This is a genomic window from Paraburkholderia sp. DD10 (assembly GCF_049177125.1).
Taxonomy (GTDB): domain Bacteria; phylum Pseudomonadota; class Gammaproteobacteria; order Burkholderiales; family Burkholderiaceae; genus Paraburkholderia; species Paraburkholderia terricola.
Genome location: NZ_CP185393.1, coordinates 999,328 through 1,021,227 on the forward strand (window position 1 = coordinate 999,328; position 21,900 = coordinate 1,021,227).

The 21,900-nt window shown below is 66.1% G+C and carries 19 protein-coding genes and 1 pseudogene; 2 read left to right on the forward strand and 18 right to left on the reverse strand.

What is annotated here, in order from left to right:
- Nucleotides 1-160: 160 nt before the first annotated feature.
- From ACOCG7_RS19960 to ACOCG7_RS19995, 8 genes are all read right to left on the reverse strand, one after another.
- Complete coding sequence (locus tag ACOCG7_RS19960; protein ID WP_421379611.1) at nt 161-562, reverse strand: SirB2 family protein; 402 nt, start codon at nt 560-562, stop codon at nt 161-163.
- 72 nt (nt 563-634) lie between these two features.
- Entirely contained in the window at nt 635-1,414 is a 780-nt protein-coding gene (locus ACOCG7_RS19965) for a peptidylprolyl isomerase (protein ID WP_421379614.1), read from the reverse strand.
- 19 nt (nt 1,415-1,433) lie between these two features.
- Entirely contained in the window at nt 1,434-2,162 is a 729-nt protein-coding gene (narI, locus tag ACOCG7_RS19970; RefSeq protein WP_421379617.1) for a respiratory nitrate reductase subunit gamma, read from the reverse strand.
- Complete coding sequence (narJ, locus tag ACOCG7_RS19975; protein ID WP_421379620.1) at nt 2,159-2,893, reverse strand: nitrate reductase molybdenum cofactor assembly chaperone; 735 nt, start codon at nt 2,891-2,893, stop codon at nt 2,159-2,161. The genes narI and narJ overlap by 4 nt, the downstream gene beginning before the upstream one ends.
- A gap of 3 nt (nt 2,894-2,896) precedes the next feature.
- The gene (gene narH / locus ACOCG7_RS19980) at nt 2,897-4,420 is read right to left on the reverse strand and encodes a nitrate reductase subunit beta (RefSeq protein WP_421379623.1); all 1,524 of its coding nucleotides are present in this window, start codon (nt 4,418-4,420) and stop codon (nt 2,897-2,899) included.
- Between the two features lie 28 nt (nt 4,421-4,448).
- The gene (locus ACOCG7_RS19985) at nt 4,449-8,255 is read right to left on the reverse strand and encodes a nitrate reductase subunit alpha (protein WP_421379626.1); all 3,807 of its coding nucleotides are present in this window, start codon (nt 8,253-8,255) and stop codon (nt 4,449-4,451) included.
- A gap of 16 nt (nt 8,256-8,271) precedes the next feature.
- The gene (locus ACOCG7_RS19990) at nt 8,272-9,681 is read right to left on the reverse strand and encodes a NarK family nitrate/nitrite MFS transporter (protein WP_310128885.1); all 1,410 of its coding nucleotides are present in this window, start codon (nt 9,679-9,681) and stop codon (nt 8,272-8,274) included.
- Nucleotides 9,678-9,863 carry a hypothetical protein gene (locus tag ACOCG7_RS19995; RefSeq protein WP_073426721.1) on the reverse strand — a complete coding sequence of 62 codons (186 nt, stop codon included), beginning with the start codon at nt 9,861-9,863 and terminating at the stop codon, nt 9,678-9,680. Before ACOCG7_RS19995 ends, ACOCG7_RS19990 begins: the two co-directional genes overlap by 4 nt.
- A gap of 283 nt (nt 9,864-10,146) precedes the next feature.
- Between ACOCG7_RS19995 and ACOCG7_RS20000 the strand changes: the two genes are divergently transcribed.
- Entirely contained in the window at nt 10,147-11,061 is a 915-nt protein-coding gene (locus ACOCG7_RS20000) for a LysR family transcriptional regulator (RefSeq protein WP_073426720.1), read from the forward strand.
- A 47-nt stretch (nt 11,062-11,108) separates the two neighbouring features.
- Here ACOCG7_RS20000 and mdcH read toward each other — a convergent pair whose 3' ends face one another.
- From mdcH to mdcA, 8 genes are all read right to left on the reverse strand, one after another.
- Complete coding sequence (mdcH, locus tag ACOCG7_RS20005; RefSeq protein ID WP_421379631.1) at nt 11,109-12,041, reverse strand: malonate decarboxylase subunit epsilon; 933 nt, start codon at nt 12,039-12,041, stop codon at nt 11,109-11,111.
- Between the two features lie 61 nt (nt 12,042-12,102).
- Complete coding sequence (madM, locus tag ACOCG7_RS20010) at nt 12,103-12,870, reverse strand: malonate transporter subunit MadM (RefSeq protein WP_073426718.1); 768 nt, start codon at nt 12,868-12,870, stop codon at nt 12,103-12,105.
- A gap of 14 nt (nt 12,871-12,884) precedes the next feature.
- A complete protein-coding gene (madL, locus tag ACOCG7_RS20015; RefSeq protein WP_073426717.1) occupies nt 12,885-13,280 on the reverse strand; it encodes a malonate transporter subunit MadL in 396 nt (131 codons plus the stop codon).
- A gap of 82 nt (nt 13,281-13,362) precedes the next feature.
- A complete protein-coding gene (mdcE, locus tag ACOCG7_RS20020) occupies nt 13,363-14,184 on the reverse strand; it encodes a biotin-independent malonate decarboxylase subunit gamma (RefSeq protein WP_083083653.1) in 822 nt (273 codons plus the stop codon).
- Nucleotides 14,181-15,032: a biotin-independent malonate decarboxylase subunit beta gene (locus tag ACOCG7_RS20025; RefSeq protein ID WP_421379638.1), complete on the reverse strand. Its 852-nt coding sequence runs from the start codon at nt 15,030-15,032 to the stop codon at nt 14,181-14,183. Before ACOCG7_RS20025 ends, mdcE begins: the two co-directional genes overlap by 4 nt.
- Nucleotides 15,033-15,037: 5 nt before the next feature.
- A complete protein-coding gene (locus ACOCG7_RS20030) occupies nt 15,038-15,346 on the reverse strand; it encodes a malonate decarboxylase subunit delta (RefSeq protein WP_073426714.1) in 309 nt (102 codons plus the stop codon).
- An 8-nt stretch (nt 15,347-15,354) separates the two neighbouring features.
- On the reverse strand, nt 15,355-16,281 hold the full coding sequence (locus ACOCG7_RS20035; RefSeq protein WP_421379641.1) for a triphosphoribosyl-dephospho-CoA synthase: 927 nt from the start codon (nt 16,279-16,281) through the stop codon (nt 15,355-15,357).
- Nucleotides 16,281-17,942, reverse strand: a complete 1,662-nt coding sequence (gene mdcA, locus ACOCG7_RS20040) for a malonate decarboxylase subunit alpha (protein WP_083083655.1) — start codon at nt 17,940-17,942, stop codon at nt 16,281-16,283. Before mdcA ends, ACOCG7_RS20035 begins: the two co-directional genes overlap by 1 nt.
- Nucleotides 17,943-18,360: 418 nt before the next feature.
- On the opposite strand from mdcA, the pseudogene ACOCG7_RS20045 reads away from it, so the two are divergent.
- Nucleotides 18,361-19,938 (forward strand): annotated as a pseudogene (locus ACOCG7_RS20045) (methyl-accepting chemotaxis protein); the annotation flags it as partial.
- Nucleotides 19,939-20,041: 103 nt separating this feature from the next.
- On the opposite strand, the gene ACOCG7_RS20050 reads toward ACOCG7_RS20045, so the two are convergent.
- The gene (locus tag ACOCG7_RS20050) at nt 20,042-21,040 is read right to left on the reverse strand and encodes a transketolase family protein (RefSeq protein ID WP_114162384.1); all 999 of its coding nucleotides are present in this window, start codon (nt 21,038-21,040) and stop codon (nt 20,042-20,044) included.
- Nucleotides 21,037-21,882: a transketolase gene (locus ACOCG7_RS20055; protein WP_421379645.1), complete on the reverse strand. Its 846-nt coding sequence runs from the start codon at nt 21,880-21,882 to the stop codon at nt 21,037-21,039. The genes ACOCG7_RS20050 and ACOCG7_RS20055 overlap by 4 nt, the downstream gene beginning before the upstream one ends.
- Between the last annotated feature and the right edge of the window lie 18 nt (nt 21,883-21,900).

The window sequence follows — 21,900 nt, forward strand, 5'->3', positions numbered from 1 at the left end:
GGCGATATAGTCACCGGCGGTGCACCTGAAAGAACTGATCCAGATCAATTCGAAGCGTGTTCCACGGTTCCGGTATGGCGAGGCGCCGCGCCGCCTTCGTCGATGCTTTTGCGAAAGCCCGCGCCGGGCGATGCGCGGAGAACCGGAAAGGAAATCACGACTACCAGCGCCCCGGCAAACCGAGCGGATCGTGCGTGAGTGCAATCGACGCGATCAGCAGGTACAGGCTGATCGCGCCTCCGTAGAAGGCGCCGCGCACGACCATCGCGCGTCCGCGCTTGACGGCGAGCGAACCGGCCACGATGTATAGCAGGAGCAGCAGAAGCTTCGCGCCGAGCCACACGTCGCGCGCGGGGTTCAGGCGCAGCATGAGCCACAGCGTGACGCCGGCGGCCAGCAACAGCGAGTCGATGACATAGCTGAGGATTCGCCAGTGACTGCGCATCGGCCAGACCCGGCCCGTCAGCACGGCCGCGCCGCGCGCCGCGAAAAACGCGCCGCTGCAACCCACCAGCGAGACATGGCTGAATTTAAGCAGCGGATAGAAGTCGATCAACGGCATGCCGCTCCTCCGGCGAAATGCAGAGCCGGCACAACCGCGACAGCCGCGACAGCCGGACGGATACTGAAAAGACTACTGGACGAGGGGCGTGGCCGCGGCATCGAGGTCCACGCACGCGATAGCGGCCCGGCCCGCGAGCACGCTGACGTACTGGCGCAGCGCCGTGGCGAAGGTCTGCTGGCGCAGCGCCTGCGCGACCGCCTCGCGCACCGCCTCGAAGGCGGGCACGGCGCCGGCGTCCCGCTCCATGATCTCGACCACGTGCAGGCCGAAACGGCTGTGCACGAGCTGCGGCAATACGCCGATGTCCGGTCGGCCGAACAGTGCTTTGGCGAACTCGGGCGCGCATTCGTCGGCGCGCAGCCATCCCAGGTCTCCGCCCGCGCCGCCGCTCGGACAGTTCGACAGATCCCGCGCCGCGCGAGCGAAGCGGTCGTCGGCTGCCGCATCGTCGCAGCGCAGATCCAGCAGGCACGCTTCGGCGCGCTTGCGCAGCGCGCCGATATCGACGCCGGGCGTGACGGCGAACAACACATGACGCGCACGCACCCGCTCGCCGACGGCGTAGCGGTTCCGATGCGCGGCATGGTAGCGGCGGCAGGCGTCCCCGGTCGGTTCAGGCAATTGCAATGCGCGCTCCAGCAAGGCGTCGATCGCCTCGGAGGCGGCGACGCTGATGGCGCCGTCGGCGGGCAGCGGGTCGTCCGCGGCGAGCAGACCGGCCTCGATGGCGGACTGGCGCAGCAGTTCGATGCACGCACGCTGGCGTAAATCCTCGGCGGACAGCATGTCGCTGCCGCCATGCAGCGCAACCCCATTGACGGTTGCGACGGCGGACAGATTCTCTTGCATGTTTCGATCCTCCTGCGAGTCAGATTCGGCGACGCGGCTGTTGATGACCGGCCGGCACGTTCAGGCGCCGCGAGCGCACCAGCTGATAAGGGCGCACCAGATACGCGACCGATGCGAAGCCGCTCCACACATGGACCAGCCGGCTGAACGGGAACAGCAGGAAGATCGTCATGCCGAGCACGATATGCACCTTGAACGGCCACTCGACCGCGAGCAGGACGCTCGCGTCGGGGCGGAACGTCACGATGCGCTGCGCCCAGTCGGCGAGCGCCAGCATGGTATGCGCATCGCCCCGGTCGGCGAACGAGTAGGGCAGCGTGAGCAGGCCGAGGCAGAGTTGCACCCAGAGAATCACGAGAATCGCCAGATCGGTCCGCCGGCTCGTGAGACGGATGCGCGGATCGAAGATGCGCCGGTGCAGCAGCACGCTCAGACCGGCGAAGCAGATCAGGCCGGCCGTCCCGCCCGAGATGATGGCCAGCAGTTGCTTGTGCTGCGCGCTGATGAACGGCTCGTAGAGGAAATGCGGCGTCAGCAGGCCCACCGTGTGCCCGAACAGCAGGAACAGGATGCCGATGTGAAACAGGTTGCTGCCCCAGCGCAATTGGCCCGCGCGCAGAAGCTGCGATGAATCGCTCTTCCACGTGTACTGATCGCGGTCGAAGCGCGCGAGACTGCCCAGCAGGAACACGGCGAGGCAAATGTATGGATAGACGCTGAAGAAGAAGTTGTGCGCGGCGATGTTCATGTGGACGCTCCATGCGCGGATTGACCGTGTTGACCGGGTTGACCATGTTGCGGCTGGCGTAGCGTTCTGACGATACGCACGGGTTGCGATTCGCCGGGACTGCGTTGCCCCTCGGATGAACAGCCGCCAAAGGCGGCGGGCTCGCTCCACGTCTCATCGAGCAAGGGCTCGGCGGCCACCTCGACGAGCTTCGTCGGTTCGCCGGCCAGATCGAGCAGCGCGGCCAGCACGCAGGCGTAGGCGCTCTCGCGCCTCGTCAACGCGCTGAAGATGCTGCGCAGGATGTGCGCGATCTCCCGCAAAAAATCGGCGGCCGCTAGCGGCGGTTGCGTCGACGCGTATTCCAGCACCACGGTTAGGTGGTCGGGCAGTTCGCCGGAGGCGAGATACAGACCCGCTTCCTCATAGGTCTTGATCAGATCGATCATCGCCGGGCCGCGGTCGCGCGAATCGCCGTGAACGTGCTCGAACAAGTGCAGCGCGGTGCCGCGTCCCCGGTCGAAGAGGTCGACGTAGGCGGCCTCGGCGTCGAAGCCCGTGGCGTGCAGAAGCTGATCGATCAACGCATCGAGTTCGGCGAGCCGCGCGGCACTCAGCGTGCGCTGTCCGTGCAAGGCCGCGCGCAGGTCGGGTAGATGTTCACGCAGCGCCGCGTCGGGATAGTCGAGCAGATGCGCGAGCACGCGTAGCGTCGTGGCATGCGCGGCGGAATGAAGGGCTTGAGTGGACATCGTTCAGACCTCGGCCTTGATGGGAATGGTGCGCTTCTTCTCGCTGCCGAACAGGCTCGTTTCCGTCACGCCATCGGAGCAGCCGTTGCCGAAGCTGAACCCGCAACCGCCGCGCACGTTGAAGGCGTTCTCCGCATACTCGCGGTGCGTGGTCGGAATCACGAAACGGTCTTCGTAATTGGCGATCGCCATCGTGCGGTACATGTCTTCCACTTCCCGAGTGCTGAGACCTACCTGTTGCAGCGCGGCGTGGTTTTCCCAGCCGTCCACCTGTTTGCCGCGCTGATAGGCGCGCATGGCGAGCATCCGTTCGAGCGCGCGCACCACGGGTTTCGTGTCGCCCGCGGTAAGCAGGTTCGCGAGATATTTGACCGGAATGCGCAACTGGTTCACGTCGGGGATTTCGCCGTTCGCGCTGACGTGGCCCGCGTTCGCGGCAGCGGTGATCGGCGAGAGCGGCGGCACATACCAGACCATCGGCAGCGTGCGGTATTCGGGGTGCAACGGCAACGCCACTTTCCAGTCGAGCGCCATCTTGTAGACCGGGCTCGCGCGCGCGGCGTCGAGCCAGTTCTCCGGTATGCCGTCCTTGCGGGCCTGTTCGATCACTTCAGGATCGTGCGGGTCGAGAAAGATGCCGAGCTGCGCCTCGTACAAGTCCTTGTCGTGCTCGACGCTCGCGGCCTGTTCGATGCGGTCCGCGTCGTACAGCAGCACGCCGAGATAACGGATGCGTCCGACGCAGGTTTCCGAGCACACCGTCGGCTGTCCAGCCTCGATGCGCGGATAGCAGAAGATGCATTTCTCGGCCTTGCCGCTCTTCCAGTTGTAGTAGATCTTCTTGTACGGACAGCCGCTCACGCACATGCGCCAGCCGCGGCACTTGTCCTGGTCGATCAGCACGATGCCGTCTTCCTCGCGCTTGTAGATCGAGCCGGACGGGCACGATGCGACGCATGCCGGGTTCAGGCAGTGCTCGCACAAGCGCGGCAGATACATCATGAAGGTGTTTTCGAACTGGCCGTAGATGTCCTTCTGGATGTCGTCGAAATTGCGGTCCTTGCTGCGCTTGCTGAACTCGCCGCCGAGAATTTCTTCCCAGTTCGGTCCCCAGACGATCTTCTCCATGCGCTGACCGGTAATCAGGCTGCGCGGCCTGGCGGTCGGCGCCGCTTTCATTTCCGGCGCGCTCTGCAGATGGTCGTAGTCGAACGTGAAGGGCTCGTAGTAGTCGTCGATCTGCGGCAGGTTCGGATTGGCGAAGATGCGCATCAGCAGTTTCCACTTCGCGCCCTGGCGCGGCGCGATCGAACCATCGGCATGGCGCACCCAGCCGCCGTTCCATTTGTCCTGGTTCTCCCATTCCTTCGGGTAGCCGATGCCCGGCTTCGTTTCGACATTGTTGAACCAGGCGTATTCCACGCCCGGCCGGCTCGTCCACACGTTCTTGCAGGTCACGCTGCAGGTATGACAGCCGATGCATTTGTCCAGGTTCAGCACCATGCCGATCTGTGCGCGTATTTTCATGATTTGGCTCCTTGGGACCGGCGATCGATCAGGGGTTCTCGCCCTGGGACTGATAGGCGCGCGCGAGTTCGTCGCCGCGTGGGGTATCCAGCCAGTCGACGTCTTTCATCTTGCGGACCACGACGAATTCGTCGCGGTTGGTGCCGATCGTCCCGTAGTAGTTGAACCCGTAGCTCAGTTGCGCATAGCCGCCGATCATGTGGGTGGGCTTGAGCACGATCCGGGTGACCGAGTTGTGAATGCCGCCGCGTACCCCGGTGATCTCCGAACCCGGCGTATTGATGATCTTTTCCTGTGCGTGATACATCAGCACCATGCCGGAATTGACCCGTTGGCTGACCACCGCGCGCGCCGCAATCGCGCCGTTGATGTTGAACAGCTCGACCCAGTCGTTGTCCTCGACACCGGCGCGCTTCGCGTCGTCTTCGCTGAGCCAGATCACGGGGCCGCCGCGATTCAGCGTGAGCATCAGCAGGTTGTCGCTGTAGGTGCTATGAATGCCCCACTTCTGGTGCGGCGTGATGAAGTTCAGGACGATCTCCGGGTGACCGTTGGGCTTGACGTGATGCATGCCGCCCGTCGCCTTCAGATCCACCGGCGGACGATAGCTCGAGAAGGCCTCGCCGAACGCGATCATCCACGGATGATCCTGGTAGAACTGCTGGCGTCCGGTCAGCGTGCGCCATGGAATCAGTTCGTGAACGTTGGTGTAGCCGGCGTTATAGCTGACCGTTTCGCTTTCGATGCCGCTCCAGGTCGGCGAACTGATGATCTTGCGGGGCTGCGCCTGCACGTCGCGATAGCGGATCTTCTCGTCCTCGCGATAGAGCGCGAGATGCTTGTGCTCGCGGCCGGTGGCTTTCGACAGTGCTTCCCAGGCTTTTACCGCCACATGACCATTCGTTTCAGGCGCAAGCTGCAGGATCACTTCGCAGGCGTCGATATCGGTGACGATGCGCGGCATGCCTTTGGTCGCACCATCGTCCTGGGTGAGACCATTCAACTGGCCGAGTTGCGTCACCTCGGTTTCGGTTTTCCACGCAATGCCCTTGCCGCCGTTGCCGATCTTGTTCATCAACGGACCGAGCGCGGTGAAGCGCTTGAAGACGTTCGGGTAGTCGCGCTCCACCACGGCGATCTGCGGCGCCGTCTTGCCGGGGACGAGATCGCATTCGCCTTTCTTCCACTCCTTTACCTCGAAGGGTTGCGCGAGTTCCGCCGGCGAATCGTGCATCAACGGCGTCAGCACGACATCGCGCTCGACGCCGAGATAACCCACGCAGACCTCGCTGAAAGCCTTCGCGAAACCCTTGTAGATTTCCCAGTCGGAACGGGCTTGCCAAACCGGATCGACCGCCGCCGAGAGCGGGTGAATGAACGGGTGCATGTCGCTCGTATTGAGGTCGTTTTTCTCGTACCAACTCGCGGTCGGCAGGACGATGTCCGAATACAGGCAGGTCGTGCTCATGCGGAAGTCCAGCGTCACCAGAAGATCGAGCTTGCCCTCCGGCGCCTCGTCGTGCCATTCGACCTCGACGGGGCGCGCGTCGTCGCGGCCCAGGTCCTTGCCCTGCACGCCGTTTTCCGTCCCGAGCAGATGCTTGCAAAAATACTCATGGCCCTTGCCCGACGAGCCGAGCAGGTTCGAGCGCCACACGAACATGTTGCGCGGCCAGTTTTGCGGCGCGTCGGGATCTTCGCAGCTCATCTGCAAGCTGCCGTCGCGCAGCCCCTGCACGACATAGTCTTTCGCTTCCATGCCGTGCTCGGCCGCCTGCTTCGCCACCTGCAAGGGATTGGTCTTCAACTGCGGTGCGCTGGGCAGCCAGCCCATGCGCTCCGCACGCACGTTGTAGTCGATCATGCTGCCGCCATAGAGACGCTTGTCCGCGAGCGGCGAAGCGATTTCCTCCATGTTCAGCTTTTCGTAGCGCCACTGGTCGGTGTGCGCGTAGAAAAAGCTCGTGCCGTTCATCTGCCTCGGCGGACGGATCCAGTCCAGCGCGAAGGCGAGCGCGGTCCAGCCGGTTTGCGGGCGCAGCTTTTCCTGGCCGACGTAGTGCGCCCAGCCGCCGCCGCTCTGGCCGATGCAGCCGCACATCATCAACAGGTTGATTACGCCGCGATAGTTCATGTCGGCGTGATACCAGTGATTCATGGCCGCGCCGATGATCACCATCGAGCGGCCGTGCGTCTTGTCCGCGTTGGCGGCGAATTCGCGCGCCACGGTGACGATCTGATCGCGCGGCACGCCGGTGATCGACTCCGCCCAGGCCGGGGTGTACGCGGCATTGTCGTCGTAACTGGCCGCGCCGCTGCCGAGGCCGCGGTCGATCCCGTACTGCGCCGCTTGCAGATCGAACACGGTGGCGACCAGCGCTTCGCGCGTGTCGCCTTCCTTGCCGAGACGCAGGCGCACCGCCGGCGCCTTGACGTGATTGATCTGTCCGTTCAGTTCATTGGCGGTGAAATGCGGTGACGCAACGCCGCCGAAGTAGGGCAGGGCGATATCGACGATCTCATACGGTTGCGAGCCGTCTTCCAGCACCGAGAGCTTGAGCGTGGCCGCCTCGCCGTGACGCGCTTCCTTGTCCTCCAGATTCCACTTGCCGGCGTCCTCGCCGCCTTCCGCGCCCCAGCGAAAACCGATCGAACCGTTGGGCAGCACGGCACGCCCGTTCGTGTCGAACGCGATGGTTTTCCATTCGGGATTGTTCGATTGCCCGAGCTTGCCGTTGAAGTCGCTCGCGCGCAGATAGCGGTCCGGCACCAGGGTCTCGCGCCCGTCCGGCAGCGTGTGCGCCTTGAGCATCACGAGCATGGGCAGGTCGGTGTAGCGCCGCGCGTAGCCGTCGAAGTATTCGCTGCGCGTCTTGAAGTAGAACTCGTTGAGCGCGACGTGACCCATCGCCATCGCGAGCGCCGCATCGGTTCCCTGCCGCGGATGCAGCCAGAGGTCGGAGAGCTTCGCCACTTCGCTGTAGTCGGGCGTCACCGCGACGGTTTTCGTGCCCTTGTAGCGGACTTCGGTGAAGAAGTGCGCATCGGGCGTGCGCGTTTGCGGAACATTGCTGCCCCACGCGATGATGTAGGACGAGTTGTACCAGTCCGCCGATTCCGGCACATCGGTCTGCTCGCCCCAGATTTGCGGACTGGCCGGCGGCAGGTCGCAATACCAGTCGTAGAAGCTCATGCAGACGCCGCCGATCAGGCTCAGGTAGCGGCTGCCTGCCGCATAGCTGACCATGCTCATCGCGGGAATCGGCGAAAAGCCGATGATGCGGTCCGGGCCGTGCTTCCTGATCGTATAGACATTGGCGGCGGCGACGATCCGGTTCACCTCGTCCCAACTGCTGCGCACGAAGCCGCCCATGCCGCGCACCTTTTGATAATCGCGCCGCGCCTCGGCGTTCTCGACGATCGAGGCCCACGCCGCGACCGGATCGCCCTGCGCCTTCAAGGCGGCGCGCCAACGTTCGAGCAGGCGTCCGCGCACCATCGGGTATTTCACGCGGTTCGCGCTGTACAGATACCACGAGTACGACGCGCCGCGCGCGCAGCCGCGCGGTTCATGATTGGGCATGTCCCAGCGGGTGCGCGGGTAATCGGTCTGCTGCGTTTCCCACGTGACGATGCCGCCCTTCACATAGATCTTCCATGAACAGGAGCCCGTGCAGTTCACGCCGTGCGTGCTGCGCACGATCTTGTCGTGGGCCCAGCGATTACGGTAAGTGTCTTCCCACGTGCGGTCTTCGCCCGTGGTGACGCCGTGACCGTCCGCGAACCGCTCTTTGGGGAGCGCGAAGTGGGTCAGTCGGTCGAGAAAATGGCTCATGGAACAGGCTCCGGTTTCAGCAGGGCATCGGCGCGTTGCGGCGGGCGTAGTGCCACCACGTCACGGCGATGCACACGAGATAGAAGGCGATGAACACGTACAGCGCCGCTTGAGGGCCGCCGGTGAGGGCAATGGCGCTGCCATAGCTCTTGGGGATGAAGAAGCCGCCGTAGGCCGCCATCGCCGCGGAAAATCCCAGCGTGGCCGCGGCCTCAGTGTTGCCTTCCCGCGTCGCGCGCTGCACCGCTTCGCGGTTCGCCGGGTCGACCTCGCGCAGCCTGGAGGTGAGAAAGATCACCGGGATCATGCGGAACGTCGAGCCGTTGCCGATGCCCGTGGTCAGGAACAGCACGAGAAAGCTGCCGAAGAAACCCGCGAAGCTGCCCGCCGAGGCGCCGCTCGGCAGGAAGATCAGCACGCCGCCCACCGCGCACGCCATCACGACGAAGTTCCACAGCGTGACGCGCGCACCGCCCAGCTTGTCGGCGAGCCAGCCGCCGAAGGGGCGCACCGCGGCGCCGACGAGCGGTCCCAGCCACGCGTAGGCGAGCGGATTCACACCGGGGAACTGGCTCTTGATCAGCAGCGGAAAGCCCGCCGCATAGCCGATAAACGAGCCGAAGGTCCCGAGGTACAGCACGCACATCAGCCAGTTGTGCTTGCGCCGGAAGATCACCGCCTGTTCGGCGAACGACGCCTTCGCTTCCGCGAGATCGTTCATGCCGAACCATGCGGCGAGCGACGCCAGGGCGATCCACGGCACCCACACGAAGGCGGCGTTCTGCGTCCACACGAGCGTGGTCTGTCCGGCCTTGACGACGCTTTGCGGGTCGCCGGCAAAGATGCCGAAGATGCCGGCGGTGACCACCAGCGGACTCAGGAACTGCACGACCGACACCCCCAGGTTGCCGAGTCCCGCGTTGACGCCGAGCGCCGAGCCCTTGCGCTCCTTCGGAAAGAAGAAGCTGATGTTCGCCATGCTCGAACTGAAGTTGCCGCCGCCCAGGCCGCACAGCAACGCGAGCCCGAGCATGGTCGGATAGGTGGTGGTGTTGTCCTGCACCGCGAAACCGATACCGATGGCGGGGATCAACAGCGAGGCCGTCGAGATCGCCGTCCAGCGACGGCCGCCGACGAGCGGCACCATGAACGAATAGAAGATGCGCAGCGTCGCGCCGCTCAGCGCGGGCGCCGCCGCGAGCCAGAACAACTGGTTGGTCGAGTAGCGGAAGCCGAGCGTCGGCAGACTTACCGCGACGACGCTCCACACCTGCCAGATGGCGAACGCGAGGAACAACGCGGGGACCGAGATCCACAGGTTGAGCCTCGCGATCGCTTCGCCTTCACGTTCCCAGAACGCCTTGTCTTCGGGGGACCAGATCGCGAGCGTGCGGCCTGGCCGCGATGCTATCGGCCGGGAGTTCATTGCAATTCTCCTGTTGGACGGTCGGCCCGCCCGGGGGTGTCCGGGCGCGGCCGTGTTGCGTGCTGTCGCAGGTCCATCACGAAGCACGCGAGCCAGATCGCCACCGACAGGCAGAACATCAGCACGGCGGCGTCCTGCAGTGGCCAGCTCTGGTCGAAAATCGGGTTAGGCAAGGGATTCATGATGTGACGCCGCTCGAATGGTTGAGCACGATTGTGGGCGGCGGGGGTGCGGATGAATATCCGTCGAGTGGGGGTCACGCGCGAGGCATTGGAACTATGCCGTCACGGTTGGCCGTAGTTCGAAAGAACTAGCGGGCTTCGCAATCGTCATCGGATTGAGATGGATCAACCGGCAACGCCGCGATCCGGTGTTCGCGTGAGCGGGCGAATGCGGGGTTAACGCTATTTGTGCAGCGCTGGCGCGAGCCGATAATGGCCTGTTTCCACCTGCCGAAGCATCGAGATGCGCGACCGAATCGACGAGGAGATCACTTTTCGCAAGCTGGAAGTCCTGCTCGCTTTCATGGAGACGGGGAACCTGTCGAAGGCGGCCGAGGCGTTGAACGTCAGTACCGTCAGTGTTCATCGCGCGCTGCATTCGCTCGAACAGGGTGTGCGATGCGCGCTCTTTCGGCACGAAGGCCGTAATCTGAAATCGACCGAAGCGGCGCAGATGCTGGCCGACGTCGCGCAAGAAGTGCTCACCACCATGTCCGACGGCATTCGCGCGACGCGCGAGGCGGCGGGCTATTCGTCGGACCGTCTGAAGATCGGCTCGCTTTACTCGCTGACCATCCGGGCCGTGCCCGGCATCGTCATCGACATCAAGGTGCGGCGTCCGACACTCCAGGTCGAACTCGCGCTCGGCTCGAACGCGGAACTGCTCGACAAGCTCAAGCGGGGTGCGATCGATGCGGCGTTGATGGCCTTGCCCGACGCCGATCCGGAGATCGAGTCCATTCCGCTTTTCGAGGACGACATCTTTTTCGCGGCGCCGGCCGGTTCACCGTATGCGAATCAGGAGGCCGTCGATCTGTGCGACTGCCGCGACGAGACCTTCGTTTCGCTGGGCGAGGGCTTCGTCACGTATCGCGGTTTTCTGGAGGCGTTTCGCGTCGCGGGCTTCACGCCGAACGTGACCATGCGAGTCGGCGATATCTTTTCGTTGATGAACCTGGTGAGCGGCGGAGTCGGCTATACGCTGTTGCCGGGCCGCGTGCGCGGCGTGTTCGGCGACCAGGTGCAGTTCATTCCGCTCAAGCCGCAATTTTTGATGCGTCAGACCATCGGCGTGAGCTTTCTGCGCGCGCGCGAACGCGATCCGAACCTGCTCGCGCTGATGGCCGTTTGCCGGCTTCGCACGAGAAGCGTCATCTGAGGTTAGAAAACTGAGGCGGCAACCGAGGCGTCGCCCGACGCTTCACGTCATTCGCGCGCCCGTTCCCGTTCGATCAGCGCTTCAACGTCACGCAGCGCCGTCTCGCTGCAACTCACCGCAATGCCTTCGCCGAAGATCGCGCAACTGAGCCGCGTCAGCACGTTGGCGGGCGGCATCTCGACCGCGAGCCGCGCGCCTCGCTCCCACGCGAGCCTGATCGTGTCGTGCCAGCGCACCGGCCGCGCCATGTTGCCGGCAAGATCGGCCGCGAGGCGCGGGCCGTCGAACAGCGGCCGCGCGACGCTGCTGCTCAGATACACGACGCGAGGCGCTTGCACGGCTACCCTGGCGAACGCATCGGCGAGTTCGGCCGCGGGCTCGTCGAGCAACGCGCAATGGGACGGCACCGCCACGTCGAGACGCTCGCAGCGTTGCGCGCCGTGTTCGCCCGCCAGCGTTGCGAGTTCGTGCATGGCGGCGTGACTGCCCGCCACCACCATCTGCGTCTGCGCGTTGATGTTCGCGAGAAACACCGGCATGGCCGCGCTGTTGACTCGCGCGATCAAAGGTTCGAGCGCGCGTTGCGTCATGCCGACGATCGCGGTCATGCCGTAGCCGCCCGGATAGGCGCGCTCCATCAACTGCCCGCGCAAGGCGACGAGCCTCACGGCGTCGGCGTAATGAAGCGCGCCGGCGCTCACGGCGGCGGGATAGGCGCCGATCGAAAGGCCCGTCACGAGGTCGGGCTCGTGACCGCGGGCCCCCAGAACGCGCGCCTGCGCGACGCCCGCGATCAGCAGGCAAAGCTGCACCGCGGTGGTGGAGCGCAGCGCATCGGCGGTGTCGAGCGCGCGGACGTCGTAGCCCAGCGTGTCGCTGGCCTCCTCGATCGCGCGAGCGGCCGCGACGTGATCCGGCAGCGCGCGCAGCATGCCGCTTCGCTGCGAGCCCTGGCCGGGGAAGGTGAACAGCACGCTCATGAGGCTTCTCCGTGGCGCATCATGCACGCCGCACTCTGCACGCCGCGCTCGCTCGCGCGTTTCACGCGGCCATCAGCGCTCGGGTCGCGAAGAACAGCAGCGAAGGTCCGAGCAGGCAGCCGATGCCCGTGTGAAACGTCGCGATCAGCGCGCCATACGGCACGAGCCGCCGATCGGTCGCGGCGAGTCCGGCGCTCACGCCGCTGACGGTGCCGGCGAGGCCGCCGAAGATCATCGCGGAGCGGGGCGTCTTCAGTCCCATGAAACCCGCCGCGATCGGCGTGCCGACCATCACGATGATCGCCTTGATGAGGCCCGTCGCGATGCTGAGCGCGATCACGTCGGAGCTTGCGCCGATGGCCGCGCCGGTGACGGGTCCGACGATATAGGTGACCGCGCCCGCGCCGATGGTCGTCATGCTGACCGCGTCGGTGTAGCCGAACGCGTGGGCGATGCTCGCGCCGACGATGAACGGCAGCACGGTGCCGAGCAGCAGCGACACCACGCCGATGAGCCCGGCCTTGCGCGCCTCGGTGGCCTGCACCTCGAAGGCGGTCGCGACGATGGCGAAGTCGCGCAGCATCGCGCCGCCCATCAGGCCGACGCCGGTGAAGAGCGGCAGGTCCGCGAGGCCTTTTTGTCCGCCGGTGAAGACGCCGCCGAAATAGGCCAGCACGAGGCCGATCACGATCGCGATGGCCGAGCCGTGCACGCGCCCGAAGGTCAGCTTGCGCGAGATCAGCGACGACACCCACATGATGAGGCCGACCAGCGCGAACGAAGTCACAAGGCCGTTCTGGATCAGAACTTTATCGAGCATATGCAACATGATGGTCTCCTGCCTCAGATTTCTTCGAGTTTCGGCGCGCTGACGAGCGACGTGCTGTCGCTCCCGGTGCGGGAAAGAACGGCAATGCAGCACGCGCAGACGGCCACCGCGCCCAATGCCGACAGCAGCGCGACCGGACCGCCCTTGAGCGCGGCCACCACGTTCTGATTGGCGGCCATCGCCACCACCACGGGGATGTACATCGCGCCCCAGAAGCCCACGCCCGCCTCGGTTTCCTTCGGCAACAGCCCGCGTCCGTGCAGATAAAGGCGCAGGAAAATCAGCAGCAGCATCGCAATGCCGACGCCGCCGACATTCGTCTTGACGCCGATCGCGAGCCCCAGCAGGTCGCCGAGGAAGAGTCCCGCCAGATGGCAGAACGCAAGCAGCGCGGTTCCATAGATGATCATTTCGTGTCTCCTGTCATACGTTTAATGGCTTCTTACGAGCCGGTGCGTGAAGCGGGATGGGCGGGGATGGGGTCGGCGCGGTTCAGCGCCACTGCTCGCGCAGCTTGCGGCGCACGGTCACCGAGCTTGCGCGATGCGCGCTGCCGAGCCGGCTGCCAAGGCCGCGCGACGGGTCGGCGCGAATCTCGTCGAAAGCTTCCTGCAACGCCTTTTCGACAGCGGATTGATCCGCGCCGTTGGGCGCATCGGCGTTCCTCACGCTCAGGAGCTTCCACAGCAGCCCGAGCGACGCATAGTTGTCGATGTCGTAGGCCATCGGCGGCACGCGTGCCGTGAACGCCTCCAGATCGGCTACCGAGCGTAGCGTAACCCGCGCGGCGGATTCCTTGCCCATCGCGTGAACCATGACCTGCGAATCGGCGAGCGCGATCAGGCGGTTGGCCTGATAGCCGTGCGCGAGAAACGCGCCCGACATCGCCCGTCCGACGATCAGCCCGATCACCGGATGACCGGCGAGGCGCGCGCTCGCATACGCATCGGCGGCGCCGGCGAGCGCCTGGTGAATGCCGTAGGCTTCCTCACGCCGTCCGTAGGCCTGGCTCGCGACGTCGATCACGGCGACGATCGCGCGCTTGTCGTGGTCCTCGCGGCCGGCATCGGCGTCGATCACCTCGCGCACCGCTCGCGCGATCTCCCAACCCTCGATCAGTCCGACTTCGCCGCTGCGTGCGCGCGGGAACGCGTTATCCGGGTCGGGCACCACCGCGATGAAGCGCGCGGGATGCTCGCCGAGCCGCGCATCGACGACCCGCACCGAAGGCGGATAGCCCGCCTGCAACGGCGCGCTGTAAGTGAGCGCGTCGAGCCAGACCGCGCCGCGCTTCGAAAGCTCCTGTGTGCTCATGACCTGAACCCCTTGCTGTAGATGGCGGCCGCCTGTTGCGGGGTGACTTGCGCTTCGGGATCGACCTCGGCAAGCCGTTGCAGAAAGCCGGCCACGCATTCGCTGCGGCACGCCTCGGGACGTCCCGCGCGAAACCGTTCGATGACGGCGGCGCGGATCGCGCCGGCGTCGTCGGCGGCGTACACGTCGACCAGCCCCGTGCGATGGCGTTGCTCGCCGCCCGTGAAGCTCCAGATCATCGGACGGGCGCGCGAATCGAATTCGGCGATGCCGGCCTCCTGCTCGATGACCGTGGGTCCGTTGAGTCCGAGGCGCGCTTCGCGCGTGGCGATCAGGTAGCTGCACAGGCCCGCCGCGATCGACATGCCGCCGTAGCAGCCGATCGGTCCCGCCGTGATGCCGATCACCGGCTGATAGCGCCGCAAGTCGACGATGGCGGCGTGAATCTCCGCGATCGCCGCGAGCCCGAGATTCGCTTCCTGCAAGCGCACGCCGCCCGTTTCGAAGAGAATCACGGCGCGCATCGGAATGCCGTTGCGGTTGTCCTCGGCGGCGAGTTCGAGGCTGCCCGCGATCTTCGCCGCGGACACTTCGCCCATGCTGCCGCCCTGAAAGCCGGCGTCGATGGCGAGCACGACCGCGGGCTGTCCGTCGAGCTCGCCTCGCGCGACCACGGTGCCGTCGTCGGCCTGCGTCACGATGCCTTGCCGCGCGAGCCACGGCGAACGCACGCGCTCGAACGGATCGAGCAGTTCGCTGAAGGTGCCGGCGTCGAGCAGTTGTTTCGCGCGGCTGCGCGCGTCGAGTTCGATGAAGCTCTGGCGTTCCAGCAATGCCTGTGTGTCCATGATCGTCATGCTCCGCCGGTTGTCGCCAGTTGTTCCAGCACCTGGCCGATGCGCATGCGCACGACGGCCGGCGTCGCGCCGGAATCGTTGATCTCGATCTTCGCGGCCGGCAGCGTGCCGTCGCCGAAGATGCGTTCGAGCACGGCTTCCCAGACGCGGCCCATGCCATCGACGGAAGTCGTGATGTTCACCACGGTGCGCGGCGAGCCGTTCGCCTCGAGCAGCACTTCGAGGTCGCCCGACGCGACCACGCCCGCCAGCGCGCGGCCTGGCGCGGGTTGCCCCGCCGGGAATTCGAGGACGATGGTTTCCATATGCGTTCCTAAGCCTGCGTCGTAGGAGCGGCTTCGCGGTGAAGCCGGTTGAGAAAGAGGGCGGCGGCGAGCAGATCGGCTGCGCCGCCGGGCGACACGTGCAGTTCGACGAGCCGCCGGTCCAGCAGCTTCAGGTGACGGCGGCCGGCGAGCGACGCGGCGCCGCCGAGCGCCAGCACGCGCCGCGCGCCGTCCTGCAACTCGACGAGCGCGCCGGGGCCGCCGCGTGCGAGCACGCAGGTATCGTCGAGACTCGCCATGATCGCGAGCAGCGCGTTCAGGCGCGCGGCCGTCTCGCTGTCGCCGCGCCGGCGCGAGCGTGAGAGTTCCGGCAGCGCCACGTCAACGACATGCGGAAAGCCGGCTTGCGCCTGGCCGCGCGCGCCGCCCACGTTGTAGTCGAGGCATGCCCGCTCGCCCTTGTTGCCGGTCAGCGCGGGCGCGTGGCGGTCGGGCAGACGCGCGAGCGCTCCGGCGCGCGCGGCGATGGCGTGTGGCGTATGGTCGACGGGGTCGGCGGGGTCGGTGGGGCCGGCCGCCGCGGCGGTCACGAGCAGCCCGAGCGCCCAGATCGCACCGCGATGGGTGTTCACGCCCTGCGTCGCGTCGAGCATGCGCGCTTCGCCGTCGCGCCCGATCGCGCCGATGCGCTCGCGCAGCGACTGCATACGTTGCAGCGACTGCATCGGCTGCATCTCCAGGCCCGCGCGCGCCAGTTCGGTGAAGGTCGGCTGCAATGCAAGCGCCGACACGCACATCAGTTCCCAGTCGAGATCGTGATGCGCGCCGCGGCTGCGGATGTCGACGAGTCCCGGCTTCGGCGCGAGCGTGGCTTCCTCGATCAGCGCCGCGATCACGTGTTCGCCCAAACGCCCGGCGAGATCCGGTGTCGCGCGTCGCGCTCGCGCTACTGGCATGGCGAGGGTCTCGCGCATCACCAGCTCCTGAACCGCGCCGGCGGCTCATACAAACCGTCCGACCAGTCGACCAGATCGGCCATGCTCTTCGCGGCCAGCAGCGAACGGGTGGCTTCGCCGCGCTGAATGCCGAGGTCCTCCGGCAACGCGACGAAGCCGTCGCGGCGCAGCGTCGCGAGTTTGTCGGCGCTGCTCGTGAGGCCGATGGGCGTCACGCCCGCGACCGCCGCGATCATCTCCTTGCGATGTTCGAGCGAGCGCGCCTTGTACAGATAGGCGATGCCTTCCTCGGTGAGCACGTGCGTGACGTCGTCGCCGTAGATCATGACCGGCGCGAGCGGCATGCCGGACTCGCGGCCGACGTCGACCGCATCGATCGATTCGACGATGGTGGGCTGCCCGCCCGCCTGGAACGTCTCGACCATCTGCACGACGAGCTTGCGGCCGCGCTCCAGCGGACTGTCCGTTTGCAGCAGATCGAGCCACGCGGGGGTGGCATGGCGCCGGCCATGCGGATCGTGGCCCATGTTGGGCGCGCCGCCGAAGCCGGTGAGGCGGCCATGCGTGACCGTCGACGAGTTGCCGGCGCCGTCCATCTGCAAGGTCGAGCCGATGAACATGTCGACCGCGTATTGCCCGGCAAGCTGGCACATCGCGCGATTGGAGCGCATCGACCCGTCGCGGCCGGTGAAGAAGATGTCCGGCCGTTGCGCGACGTAGGCTTCCATGCCCAGTTCGCCGCCGAAGCAATGCACGCTCTCGACCCAGCCGGTTTCGATCGCGGGGATCAGCGTCGGATGCGGGTTCAGGGTCCAGTGCTTGCAGATCTTGCCCTTCAGGCCGAGCTTCTCGCCGTAGGTCGGCAGGAGCAGTTCGATCGCGGCCGTGTTGAAGCCGATGCCGTGATTGAGCGACTGCACCTGGTGCCGCTCGTAGATGCCGCGAATCGCCATCATCCCCATCAGCACCTGAACCGGCGTGATGAGGCGCGGATCGCGCGTGAACAGCGGCTCGATGAAGAACGGCTTGTCCGACTGCACCACGAAGTCGATCCACGAGCCGGGGATGTCGACGCGCGGCAGGTCCTTCGGGTCGTCGACGATCTCGTTGACCTGCGCGATCACGATGCCGTCGCGAAACGCGGCGGCTTCGACGAGGGCGGGCGTGTCCTCGGTGCTCGGACCCGTGTAGAGATTGCCTTGCCGATCCGCCTTGTAGCCGGCGACCAGCACGACGTTCGGCGTCAGATCGACGTACAGCCGCCCATACAGTTCGATGTAGGTATGGATCGCGCCGATCTCGAGGATGCCGTCCTGCAGGAACTGCGAGATGCGCAGGCTTTGCGCGCCGGCGAAGGCGAAATCGAGTTTCCTCGCGATGCCGCGCTCGAACAGGTCCAGATGCTCGGCGCGGCTCACGCTCGGAATGATCAGATGCAGGTCGTGGACGATTTCCGGGTCCACTTTCGCCAGCGAGCGCGACAGGAAATCGGCCTGCTTCTGGTTGTTGCCCTCGACGACCACGCGGTCGCCGGGGGCGATCAGGGCTTGCAGGACGTCGACGATACGCTCGGCGGGGAGAACCGCGCCGTCCGCGATCGCTGCGACGCGCGCGAGCCGGCGATGCTTTTCCGCGCGGCGGGTGGCCCAACGGGATGAGGACTGACTTTGACCGGACATGTGCGCTCTCGCTCAGGACATGAGGCGAGTCTAGGGAGCGGGGTATCCCGGTTCAATCACGTTCGGGACGCGTCTGTTATCCCAAGGGTAACGATCTGGCGAGCCGGGCGCTGAAACCGCGCCGGGACGGGGCCGGCGGGGTCCCGATCGTTGTCCTGGGGTTTTCCCAGACGGCCGCGCGTATGGGACAACAACGAGGACAACAACGAACCCGCATTGCCAGATCGCACCCCGTCGCGCGGGGTGGCGCCGGGTAAGCCCCATCGCTCCTGAACCCTGACGCAAACGATTGGCGGGCGCATCGGCATTCAAGGACCGTTGTGATGCAGCCGACATAGCAACAAGCACCAGGGCAGCAGGTGATGGCCGCGCAGGGCGGCGAATATGACGAAACCGGCGAACGGTGGAGGTATGAAGCATGAATTCCAGACAGATGACCGTACGGGCGAAGCTCACGACGGCGTTCAGCGTGCTAGCGGCGATGGTGCTGGGGGTATCGGTGCTCGCGCTCGTTGCATTGAACGATGCGAACGAGCGCTTCTCGGATTACGTGAGCGGCATTAGCGCCCGCGCGGAGGTGGCCGCGAAGGTGCGCACCGCGGTCGACCGGCGTGCGATCGCCGCGCGCAATCTGGTGCTCGTGACGAAGCCGGCGGATCTGGAAATCGAAAAGGCCGCCGTGAACCAGGCGCACGCGGACGTGCAGGCTCGGCTCAAGCGACTCAAGGAGATGATCGCGAACGCCGGCGATGCGAACGAGGCGGCGCGCGCCCTGGTGGCCGACATCGACCGGGTCGAGGCCCAGTACGGGCCGGTCGCGCTCGCGATCGTCGACGCCGCGTTGAACAAGCGGCACGAGGAGGCGATCGCCATGATGAACGAGCAATGCCGTCCGCTGCTCGCGGCGCTCGTCAAGGCGACCAATACGTATAGCGAATTCACCCGCAACCGGGCCCAGGCCCTGATGCAGGAGTCGGCCCAACACTACGCGACGCAGCGCATGCTGCTGATCGGCATCTGCCTCGCGGCAATCGGCGCGGCGCTCGTCGCGGCATTCCTGATTACCCGCAGCGTGACGCGCGCACTGGGCGCGGAGCCGGCTGCGCTGGGCGAGGTGACCCGGCGCGTGGCCGGCGGCGATCTCGGCTCCGTGCCGGGCGCGCAGGCCGCGCCGCGCGGCAGCGTGCTCGCCTCGATGGGCGAGATGCAGGCGAGCCTCGTGAAGCTGATCGCCCAGGTGCGGACCTCGGCGGACAATATCGCCACCGGGTCCAGCCAGATCGCCTCGGGCAACCAGGACCTGTCGTCGCGCACCGAACAGCAGGCGTCGTCGCTGCAGGAAACCGCGTCGAGCATGGAAGAGCTCACGTCCACGGTGAAGCAGAACGCGGAGAACGCGCAGCAGGCGAGCACGCTCGCCGCCAATGCCTCGGAAGTCGCCCTGAAAGGCAGCGCCGTGGTCGGACAGGTCGTGGAGACGATGACCGACATCAGCGAGAGTTCGACCAAGGTCGCGGATATCACCGGGATCATCGAAGGCATCGCGTTCCAGACCAACATCCTCGCGCTCAACGCGGCGGTGGAAGCCGCGCGTGCCGGCGAGCAGGGCCGCGGCTTCGCGGTGGTGGCGAGCGAGGTCAGAAGTCTCGCGCAGCGTTCGTCGAGCGCGGCCAAGGAGATCAAGGACCTGATCAACGCCTCGGTGCAAAAGATTCACAACGGCTCGACGCTCGCGGGCGAGGCGGGCAAGACGATGGCCGAAGTCACGCAGGCGGTGGCGCGGGTGACCGACATCATGGGCGAAATCGCGGCGGCCTCGGGCGAGCAGAGCCGCGGCATCGAGCAGGTCAACGTGGCGATCACGCAGATGGACGCGGTCACGCAGCAGAACGCCGCGCTCGTCGAGGAAGCGGCGGCCGCGTCGACCTCGCTGGAGGACCAGGGCCGCCAGTTGACCGAGGCGGTGGCGTTCTTCCGTCTCGACGGCGCGCGCGCGTGAGGCCCGGCGCGTAAGGCGCGAGGGGGGCGGCGAACCGCGCCGTGGTTCGCTCGCGCCCGTCATGGACAGCGGAGCGAAACCCCAGCCGCGATTCGCTCGCTCAGGCCAGCCACGTTTTGATCGTGGCGGCCATCGTGCCGGTCGAGATGCCATAGCGGTCGTGCAGCGTGGGCAGCGCGCCGGCGGCGAGGAACGCGTCCGGCAGCGCGATCTGCCGGAACGCGGGCGTGACGCCCGCGCCGAGCAGCGTGCCCGCCACGGCTTCGCCCAGCCCGCCGATCACCGTATGGTTTTCGGCCACGACCACCATGCGGCCGGTGCGTTTCGCTTCGCGCAGAATCGTCGCCGTATCGAGCGGCTTGATGGTCGGCACGTGCAGCACGCCCACGCCGACGTTGTCCGCTTCGAGCGCCTTCGCGACTTCCAGCGAGCGCATCGTCATGATCCCGGACGAGATCAGCAGCACGTCGTTGCCGTCGCGCAGCAGCTTCGCCTTGCCGAGCTCGAAGCGATAGTCGTATTCGTCGAGCACGGCGGGCACGTTGCCGCGCAACAGGCGCGCATAGACGGGGCCGTCGTGCGCGGCGATCGCCGGCACCATCTGCTCGATGTCGAGCGCGTCGCACGGATCGATCACGGTCATGTTCGGCATCGCGCGCATCAGCGCGAGGTCCTCGGCGGCCTGGTGGCTCGGGCCGTAGCCCGTGGTGAGCCCCGGCAGCGCGCAGACGATCTTCACGTCGAGGTTGTCCTCGGCGATCGCCTGATGGATGAAGTCATACGCGCGGCGCGTCGCGAACACCGCATACGTCGTGACGAACGGTTGCGCGCCTTCATGCGCGAAGCCGGCCGCCGCGCCCATCAGCAACTGCTCGGCCATGCCCATCTGGTAGTAGCGCGCCGGAAATTCCTTCGCGAAGATGTGCAGGTCGGTGTACTTGCCGAGGTCGGCCGTCATGCCGATCACGTTCGTTTTCGTGCGCGCCAGTTCGGCGAGCGCATGGCCGAACGGGGCGGAGCGCGTGAGCTGGCCTTCGCCCGCGATCGACGCGATCATCGCGGAGGTTTTCAGGCGCGGCTTGTTCTGGATCGTGCTCATGCTTGCCTCCCGGCTTCGAGTGCGTCGAGCGCGAGTTGCCACTCGTGCGCATCGACGCGGATGAAATGGTTCTTCTCGCGTTCCTCGAGGAACGGCACGCCGCAGCCCATCTTCGTATCGCAGACGATGATGCGCGGTTGCGGCTTGTCGTGACGGCGGGCGCTATCGAACGCGCGCTTCACTGCGTCGATGTCGTTGCCGTTCACGCGCTGCGTGTACCAGCCGAACGCTTCCAGCTTGTCGACCAGCGGCTCGAACGCCATGACCTGCGTCGAGGGGCCGTCGGCCTGCTGGTTGTTCACATCGACGATGGCGATGAGGTTGTCGAGCTTCCAGTGCGCGGCGGACATCAGCCCTTCCCAGATCGCGCCTTCGTCGAGTTCGCCGTCGGAGAAGAGCGTGTAGACGAACGAATCCGAGCCCCGATGCTTCAGACCGAGGCAGCGGCCCACCGCGATCGTCAGGCCCTGGCCGAGCGAGCCGCCGGACATTTCCATGCCGGGCGTGTAGCTCGCCATGCCCGACATGGGCAGACGGCTGTCGTCGCTGCCGTAGGTTTCGAGTTCGTCGGCGGGCAGGATGCCGGCTTCGAAGAGCGCGGCGTAGAGCGCAATCGCGTAATGCCCGTTCGACAGCAGGAAGCGGTCGCGTTCGTCCCATGCGGGATCCTCGGGGCGGTAGCGCATGGCGCCGAAATAGGCGACGGCCAGCACGTCCGCGATGTCGAGTGCCTGGCCGATATAGCCCTGGCCCTGTACTTCACCCATCAGCAGCGCGTTTCTGCGGATGCGGTACGCGCGCTCGGCGAGCGTGGCGTCCTCGGTAAGGGTTGCGTTGTCCATGTACGACTCCTTTGATAT

Coding starts and splice junctions, on each gene's coding strand:
- ACOCG7_RS20055 (WP_421379645.1), bottom strand. CDS start 21,882: ATGGACAACGCAACCCTTACCGAGGACGCCACGCTCGCCGAGCGCGCG.
- ACOCG7_RS20035 (WP_421379641.1), bottom strand. CDS start 16,281: ATGCGCGAGACCCTCGCCATGCCAGTAGCGCGAGCGCGACGCGCGACA.
- ACOCG7_RS20025 (WP_421379638.1), bottom strand. CDS start 15,032: ATGGACACACAGGCATTGCTGGAACGCCAGAGCTTCATCGAACTCGAC.
- narH (WP_421379623.1), bottom strand. CDS start 4,420: ATGAAAATACGCGCACAGATCGGCATGGTGCTGAACCTGGACAAATGC.
- madM (WP_073426718.1), bottom strand. CDS start 12,870: ATGTTGCATATGCTCGATAAAGTTCTGATCCAGAACGGCCTTGTGACT.
- narI (WP_421379617.1), bottom strand. CDS start 2,162: ATGAACATCGCCGCGCACAACTTCTTCTTCAGCGTCTATCCATACATT.
- ACOCG7_RS20050 (WP_114162384.1), bottom strand. CDS start 21,040: ATGAGCACGATCCAGAACAAGCCGCGCCTGAAAACCTCCGCGATGATC.
- ACOCG7_RS20030 (WP_073426714.1), bottom strand. CDS start 15,346: ATGGAAACCATCGTCCTCGAATTCCCGGCGGGGCAACCCGCGCCAGGC.
- madL (WP_073426717.1), bottom strand. CDS start 13,280: ATGATCATCTATGGAACCGCGCTGCTTGCGTTCTGCCATCTGGCGGGA.
- mdcA (WP_083083655.1), bottom strand. CDS start 17,942: ATGTCCGGTCAAAGTCAGTCCTCATCCCGTTGGGCCACCCGCCGCGCG.
- mdcE (WP_083083653.1), bottom strand. CDS start 14,184: ATGAGCACACAGGAGCTTTCGAAGCGCGGCGCGGTCTGGCTCGACGCG.
- ACOCG7_RS20000 (WP_073426720.1), top strand. CDS start 10,147: ATGCGCGACCGAATCGACGAGGAGATCACTTTTCGCAAGCTGGAAGTC.
- ACOCG7_RS19960 (WP_421379611.1), bottom strand. CDS start 562: ATGCCGTTGATCGACTTCTATCCGCTGCTTAAATTCAGCCATGTCTCG.
- ACOCG7_RS19965 (WP_421379614.1), bottom strand. CDS start 1,414: ATGCAAGAGAATCTGTCCGCCGTCGCAACCGTCAATGGGGTTGCGCTG.
- narJ (WP_421379620.1), bottom strand. CDS start 2,893: ATGTCCACTCAAGCCCTTCATTCCGCCGCGCATGCCACGACGCTACGC.
- ACOCG7_RS19985 (WP_421379626.1), bottom strand. CDS start 8,255: ATGAGCCATTTTCTCGACCGACTGACCCACTTCGCGCTCCCCAAAGAG.
- mdcH (WP_421379631.1), bottom strand. CDS start 12,041: ATGAGCGTGCTGTTCACCTTCCCCGGCCAGGGCTCGCAGCGAAGCGGC.
- ACOCG7_RS19990 (WP_310128885.1), bottom strand. CDS start 9,681: ATGAACTCCCGGCCGATAGCATCGCGGCCAGGCCGCACGCTCGCGATC.
- ACOCG7_RS19995 (WP_073426721.1), bottom strand. CDS start 9,863: ATGAATCCCTTGCCTAACCCGATTTTCGACCAGAGCTGGCCACTGCAG.